General features: G+C 46.6%; 8 protein-coding genes. All 8 read right to left on the minus strand.

Annotation, left to right across the window (positions count from 1 at the left end; translation table 11 throughout):
- Window positions 1–8: 8 nt before the first annotated feature.
- The 8 genes from NtB2_RS08095 to NtB2_RS08130 all read right to left on the minus strand — a co-directional run bounded on the left by NtB2_RS08095 (window position 9) and on the right by NtB2_RS08130 (window position 6,501).
- Window positions 9–896 carry a GRP family sugar transporter gene (locus NtB2_RS08095; protein ID WP_109246446.1) on the minus strand — a complete coding sequence of 296 codons (888 nt, stop codon included), beginning with the start codon at window positions 894–896 and terminating at the stop codon, window positions 9–11.
- A 524-nt stretch (window positions 897–1,420) separates the two neighbouring features.
- Window positions 1,421–1,960 carry a tRNA 5-(aminomethyl)-2-thiouridylate-methyltransferase MnmM gene (gene mnmM, locus NtB2_RS08100; RefSeq protein ID WP_109246447.1) on the minus strand — a complete coding sequence of 180 codons (540 nt, stop codon included), beginning with the start codon at window positions 1,958–1,960 and terminating at the stop codon, window positions 1,421–1,423.
- 48 nt (window positions 1,961–2,008) lie between these two features.
- Window positions 2,009–2,953, minus strand: a complete 945-nt coding sequence (gene mnmL / locus NtB2_RS08105) for a tRNA modification radical SAM protein MnmL/YtqA (RefSeq protein WP_109246448.1) — start codon at window positions 2,951–2,953, stop codon at window positions 2,009–2,011.
- Window positions 2,954–3,012: 59 nt separating this feature from the next.
- A complete protein-coding gene (locus NtB2_RS08110; RefSeq protein ID WP_109246449.1) occupies window positions 3,013–3,381 on the minus strand; it encodes a DUF1634 domain-containing protein in 369 nt (122 codons plus the stop codon).
- A 1-nt stretch (window position 3,382) separates the two neighbouring features.
- Entirely contained in the window at window positions 3,383–4,228 is an 846-nt protein-coding gene (locus NtB2_RS08115) for a sulfite exporter TauE/SafE family protein (protein ID WP_109246450.1), read from the minus strand.
- Window positions 4,229–4,543: 315 nt separating this feature from the next.
- Entirely contained in the window at window positions 4,544–4,948 is a 405-nt protein-coding gene (locus NtB2_RS08120; protein WP_109246451.1) for a type II toxin-antitoxin system death-on-curing family toxin, read from the minus strand.
- 8 nt (window positions 4,949–4,956) lie between these two features.
- Entirely contained in the window at window positions 4,957–5,172 is a 216-nt protein-coding gene (locus NtB2_RS08545) for a hypothetical protein (protein ID WP_125195003.1), read from the minus strand.
- Between the two features lie 681 nt (window positions 5,173–5,853).
- A complete protein-coding gene (locus tag NtB2_RS08130) occupies window positions 5,854–6,501 on the minus strand; it encodes a hypothetical protein (protein WP_109246453.1) in 648 nt (215 codons plus the stop codon).
- Window positions 6,502–6,698 lie beyond the last annotated feature (197 nt).

Genomic DNA, 6,698 nt, shown 5'->3' on the forward strand with positions numbered 1-6,698 from the left:
GTCTTTCCTTAAGCTTGTGCCTTGACTACTGTGAGCAAGATCGCACCAAGTATAAATAGTAGGGTACCAATCGTAATATAGCGGATTTCCTTTGAGGTCTTCTTTTCGCCCAGGAAAAAGATCCCGCCAAGCGTTGAAATAATCACGCCCAGCTGTGAGAATGAAAAAGCAATCGCATTGCCGGCTGTGGCTGCAGTGAGGAGCATGAAGATATTCCCCACGCCCCACATCAGGCCGACAAAGAGATTTTTGAAGACAACTTTTTCAATCTTGACCTTGAAGCCTGCGAGTGCGTAGGCCCCAATCATCATCCCAATCGACATTGGCAAGATGATGGTCAGCGTGTCAAATTTCACGTGAAACCAAAGGTCTGATAAGTTGTTAAACAAGATCACATAGGCCACATAGCCGATGGTTGAGTAGGTCAGTGCAATCAGACCCTTGGTATAATGGCGTTCTTCAGTGACCATATTGTTTTCTGGGTCCTGCTTGGCTGAGAAATAAAACCCAATCACCAGGGCAATCAGGGCAATAAAGCCGAGCGTAAACTGGATGGACTTGGTCCACTCATGAAAGGCAAAGACACCAATCAGAGAACCCAACACCAGCTGTGAACCACTAGATAATGGAGCTGCAATCGAGACCCCCATATACTTCATGGCGTGGAATTGGCCAGATTGACCGATCGCCCAGATGAAGCCTCCGACCAGACCAATCAAAAAGATTGGCCAGCTCAGATGTGGCTGACGAATCAGGAAGACGATGAGGGCAAAAACAAAGGCCCCTAAAGTCATCCCCAGGGTCTGCTGTTTGGCATCCCCACCAATTTTGTTTGCAACAAAGCCAATCGATCCCCAAGCAATCATAGGGACCAGGCCAAATAAAATACCTGTCATTATTATTATATCCTTATTAATTCAAATTTTTATGCCATAAGCAAAAAACAGCCAAACTCTATTCTATCTTTTATCTTTTATTTGTCAAGGTTATAGGCTTGGCGACTGTTTTATATATGGCCCGTTTCGCTAGGGAAGGCAGGCAAGACACTGTGGGCCATCTACGTGGCTCTGCCACTACGCTCTCCATGCTCGCTAAGCTGCTAAAGCAGCGAGTCGCATGGGGCAAGCGAAGCCTTCGGCTTCCATTCTTAAATTGTGAGCCCTGCGGTCTCCCAATTTGCCTTTTTCACAGTGTTTGCCTGCCTCCCCTAGCTCCACTCAGAGCTTCCCCCTCATCAATAACGAGAACAGACAGACCAATTAAATCAGCCAGGAGTGGAATGGAAGAAATTCTGAAAAAATGCTGAAAGAGGCAGATGTCGAGACCGCAGGGCTCGACATCTAGCAATGAAAGCGAAGCTTTGCTTGCGTGCCCAGCATCTTTTCAGAATTTCTGGAATGCAACGACCCTCGCCCCAATCCTAGCGCTTCTCCACCACAATCAAAAAAGGCGGGTGATTGACCTGGTTCATCGGGGCATAGGCCATGACATGCCAGGCCTGTTGGGGGAGGGACTCTGCCCAGCTGACGACGGCCTTTTTTTCTTCCTGACCGCCAGGGTGGCCGTGGTAGACGACTAAGACAATCCGGCCAGCTACTTCGAGCAAGTCAAGCAGAGCGTCCAGTGCCTGGATTGTATGGTCACCTGTTGTGACGATGCTCTTGTCAGTCCCCGGCAGATAGCCCAGGTTGAAGACGGCTGCCTTGACCGGTTCTTGGATGTAGTTGGCCAGTTGCTCATGGCCATCATGAATCAGGCGGGCAGATAGACCGGCTTCCTCAAGCTTAGCCTGGGTCGCTTCTAAGGCCTCCGCCTGGACATCAAAGGCGACCGTCTTTGCTCCGAGCCCTGCGAGAAAGACCGTATCATAGCCATTTCCCATGGTCGCATCAACAGCAAGGTCACCGGGCTTGATGACATCGGCCAGGAGGGCATGCGCCATTTCTTGGATTTTGATCATTTCACTGGGCTTCCTTTCCATTAAAAAACCGTCATTGACGGTTCAATTTTACTGACGAACTAAGATTTCTTTTCTGACATCCCGGTCGCCCTGGTAGACGTCCCGCCGCTCGAGCTCAGCATCGATGGCGTTGAGGACCTCCCATTTTTTGAGTGACCACATCGGCCCGATGATGCTGTCTCTTGGGGCGTCGCCGGTCAGTCGGTGGATGACGATGTCTTTAGGAATCAGCTCCAGCTGATCGCAGATGATATTGACATATTCATCCCGGCTTAAAAGTTGCAGACGGCCAGCGTGGTAGTCCCTCTGCATGGCCGTGTTTCGCATCAGATGAAGCAGGTGCAATTTAATCCCTTGAATGTCAGAATCCAGCACCGTCCGGCGGACATTTTCCAACATCATCTCAGGCGTCTCGCCAGGCAGGCCGTTGATCAAGTGGGTGCAGACCTTGATGCCGTGAGCTCGCAAGCGTTCAACCGCATCAACATAGGTCCCGTAGTCATGGGCCCGGTTGATCAAATCAGACGTGGCCTCATAGGTCGTCTGCAGGCCCAGGTCAATCCAGACCTCAAAGCCCCGCGCCTGGATGTCAGCCAGATAGTCGACGACATCTGCTGGCAGGCAGTCTGGCCGGGTCCCGATGGAGATGCCGACGACATTGTCCTGGACCAGGGCAGGCTCAAAGCGGGATTTGATGGTCTCTAGCGAGCCGTGCGTATTGGTATAGTTTTGAAAATAGGCGATGTACTTCGCCACATTCGGCCATTTTTTGTGAAACTGGTCGACCTCAGCCCGAAACTGGACATCAATCGGGGCCTCCGGCTCCAAAATCATATCGCCAGAGCCAGAGACGGAACAAAAAGTACAGCCGCCCTTGGCGACCGTGCCGTCCCGGTTGGGACAGTCAAAGCCAGCGTCAATCGGCACCTTAAAGACCTTTTCCCCGAAACGCCCTCGCAGGTATTCATTCCAGGTCGTATAACGTTTTTCCATTCTTTGATTATAACGGAAAAAGTCAAAAACGACAATTTTTTAGCTTTGCTCACAGTCCCTCATTCGCCGGCATGGCCAAGCAGGATAGCCACAATCAAAATCAGCAGGACAATCAGCGTGATGACCACATACATCCGGTCCCGCTCCTTGGCAAAGGCAAAGATCGACGCCAGGACCCGGAGGACCGGTGTTAAAATCAAGAGAAAGAGACCAGCCATCAGCCAGGCAAAGGGCTTGAAGCCAGCGAGTCCCATGACAATCGCCTGAAAATTATGCGGATAGCTCGCTCCATTGTAGCCCGAATGCCCCGTCACAACAAACATGACCAGGCCAATGACCATGACCGCCGTACTCAAAATCGTCCCAAAACGCAGGATTTTCCCAATTCTCAGCTCAATATCGAGCATTTTTTCCTTGTCATCCTTCATTTTAGAGATCCAGTCCTTTCACAAGCATTTGTATCGCCATCAGGCCAATCACAGGAATAAAGATAATCCGAATGGTCTTGGCCGGCAGATAGGGCATGATCCGAGAGCCAATCGCTGCCCCAGCCACAATCCCCAAGGCTAGCGGCCCCGCCACAGCTGGATTGACATAGCCATTAAAGAAATAGACTGTCGCTGAAGCCGCAGCCGTCACCCCAATCATCAGGTTAGAGGTCGCGGTCGAAGCCTTGAGTGGCATCTTCATCATGCCGTCCATGGCCATGACCTTAAAGACCCCAGAGCCGATACCGAGCAGGCCACTCGCCAGGCCAGCCCCCAGCATGATGACCGCACCACCAGGGATTTTCTCGACCTGGTAGTCAATTTCTTCATTTAACTGCTTATCATAATAAGAAGAGTTCAGCTTCATCTTGTCCGCCAGCGGGTCACGCTCAGCCTGCTTGATGACGGTCTCGCCGGCCCTTAGTTTCTTGACCATATTGTAAACCTGGAAAATCAAGAGGCAGGCAAAGAGAATATTGAGCACGGTGGCATTAAAGAAGCCCGCCAGCACCGCCCCGACAAGGCCTCCGATGGTCGTAAAAATTTCCAGAAACATGGCCACCCGGACATTGATCAAATCATCCTTGAGGTAAGAAATCGCCGCCCCAGAGCTCGTTGCAATGACCGAGACAATCGCCGCCCCAATGGCATATTTTATGTCCACCCCAAAAAAGCTGGTAATGATCGGCGTGATAATCATCCCGCCCCCAATGCCAAGAATCGACCCAAAGGTCCCCGCCAGAAGGCCAATGGCCAACATGGCTAAGCTAAATGTTAATAAAGACATGATTTCCTCTTTTCTTCATTGAAAATTATAGCAAAAAAGCAGTCTATTTACTGCTTTTCGTCATATGACCACTTGTTTTTATGAGTTAGAGATAAGCGAATGACCCTCTTATTCGGTCTGTTTGTTTTGAGCTACTTGTTTGTTTGAAGAGAATAAAAAATAACCTCAGTTAGAGGTCAGGCTGTCGACAAAGTCCGTTCCGTTCCGAAAATTCTGCGAAAAGCACTCGTAACGAAATAGTTCTAAAGTTATAAGAAAATTTTCTTATAGCAGACTGGATTAGAGTTTGTCTACAATCTGCAAGCTCATTAGATGTTATTCAATAGCTTTACATACCGCTTCGAGCCATTCAGCAATTTTGAGCATGTTTTCTTCGTTGTCTGGAGAATTGGTAACTGCAAGGACAAAATCTTCAGCGTTGTTAATAAGCTCAAAATCTTTAGGAGTATATCCGTTGATTTTTAAGAAATAAAGTGCTGCTTGAATGGATGTTCTCTTATTGCCATCTTGAAAGATATGCTTCTTGGTGATTTTCTGCAAGATGAATGCTGCTTTTAGCCAAACCGTTGGGTAGAGTTCTTTCCCAAAGATATTTTGTTGGGGTGCGTTGATAATCATATCAAGTCCGCTTTCATCAATCACTCCAAAGTTGGTTCCACCAACAGATTCGACAGCGTGTTTGTTAATTGCAATATAGTGTGCTTTTCTTAAGTATTTCAATAGTCCCCTCACATATCTTTCAATTTGTCCATGAGTGGTTGAAAATTATCCATGTAGGTATGAAGGTCTTCGAGTTCATCATTGGATAATTTATCTACAGGGATAAACTGAATGACACCATTTTCATCAATGCGAGGTTCAAATTCATTACCCTCTTTAATGTTAAATTTTGAAGGTACTGTCAGGATAATTGAATTACCTGTTTTTCTTGTGATTACTGTCATAGTGATATCCTCTCTTTCTGTATACCCATTGTATATCTTTTTGAAGTAAGAAGCAATCGTTTCGAACTTCAAAAAGAGATAATTGAGTGGCTTGCTAGTCAGTGGATGTTTTTCAATGCCTTGGTTGCCAGTGGTAAGCAATGTGACCTTGAGTCAAGTACATAGAGTCGCCCCTGTTTAATGAGAACATCCTCAAAAGCCAAGGCATCCGCCACTCCTTCAGTCGCAAGGGCTATCCCTACCACAATGCCAGCCTTGAGTCCTGCAGGATCACCTGAAGCGAGACTGGGTCAACCATCCGGACGATGAATCCGTTGAAGAAGCCCGTCTCAGCATCTTTTACGATATTGAATCCTTTTACAACAAGCGCCTCAAACATCAAACCCTCGGCTATCTCAGTCCGGAAGAATTTGAGGAAATTTTATCTAAGGACAAGGAAAATTTTCACTGATTTTGACTCTAATTATTTGACTTAATGTCAGAGAGGCGGCCCCAAAAATGGAGTTGACGCTATTAATTTTAGCATTATCAGATTTAATATTATCTATTGGCAAGTCAAAGGTTTATCTTGCTATCGCTGAGAAGATTAAAAAATCCGATGAATAAAACCTCAAATTAAAACTTTTGCAAAATAAAGACCAATCAATATAAAATTTGACTGGTCTTTATTATTTGTTGTATTTAACCATGACCAGGCGCAATATCATATCCCCCATTAGGCGCTCCATTGTTTGATCCTGTTGCGTTTGGGTTTGGTGTTCCAGGTGCATTTCCAATTGTAGGAGGGATTGATGATCCTGGTGTACTTGGAGCTGTTACATTTGGAATTGTTGTACTTCCAGCACTTTTCGCATACCAGGCCACACCTTCATATTTCCAACCTTGTGAAACAAGTGAGTTTTTTTCGTAGAGGCTTGAAGTGTCTAAATGCGCTCCAATTCCAGCATTGGGGTTATACAAGCGATAAACTGGTGTATTGCCACCTGAATGGAAAGCAATGCTTTCATATCTCCAACCAACTTTAACAAGAGAATCTTTTTCGTAAGCACTTGTTGTGAAGAGATGTTCTCCAGAGTTTGGGTTATAGACACGGTAGACGTTTGAGCCTGTATCAGGTTCTGTGAAGGTTACAGAGTCCATGTGCCAGTACGCAGATTCTGTTGGAAGCGTGATCCATTCATAATGGCTTGTGTAAAGGTGTTCTCCAGTTGCTGAGTTCCAGTTACGGTAAAGCGTTGTATCTGCTTTTGCAGAAAGGCTTGCACCTGCGAGGAGCACAGTTGTTGCGGCGGCAATTGTGATTGCCAAAGTTTTGAGTTTTTTGTTCATGATGTTTTTTCCTTTTAGCGACCGGCCTGTTATGGTTTCTGTTCCATAGGAACAGAAAAAGACTAGTCTTTTTCTGTTCCATAGGAACAGAAAAAGACTAGTCTTTGCGATTTCTTAAACTATTTTATCTAAATTTGTCAGAAATTGCAATGCTCTCCCCTGACTCAAGGGATTGCTTGAAATTTCCAGGCTCTCAT

This window comes from Lactococcus termiticola (assembly GCF_003116835.1).
In the GTDB taxonomy this organism is placed as follows: Bacteria; Bacillota; Bacilli; order Lactobacillales; family Streptococcaceae; genus Lactococcus; species Lactococcus termiticola.

Coding starts and splice junctions, on each gene's coding strand:
- NtB2_RS08095 (WP_109246446.1), bottom strand. CDS start 896: ATGACAGGTATTTTATTTGGCCTGGTCCCTATGATTGCTTGGGGATCG.
- mnmM (WP_109246447.1), bottom strand. CDS start 1,960: ATGATCAAAATCCAAGAAATGGCGCATGCCCTCCTGGCCGATGTCATC.
- mnmL (WP_109246448.1), bottom strand. CDS start 2,953: ATGGAAAAACGTTATACGACCTGGAATGAATACCTGCGAGGGCGTTTC.
- NtB2_RS08110 (WP_109246449.1), bottom strand. CDS start 3,381: ATGAAGGATGACAAGGAAAAAATGCTCGATATTGAGCTGAGAATTGGG.
- NtB2_RS08115 (WP_109246450.1), bottom strand. CDS start 4,228: ATGTCTTTATTAACATTTAGCTTAGCCATGTTGGCCATTGGCCTTCTG.
- NtB2_RS08545 (WP_125195003.1), bottom strand. CDS start 5,172: ATGACAGTAATCACAAGAAAAACAGGTAATTCAATTATCCTGACAGTA.
- NtB2_RS08130 (WP_109246453.1), bottom strand. CDS start 6,501: ATGAACAAAAAACTCAAAACTTTGGCAATCACAATTGCCGCCGCAACA.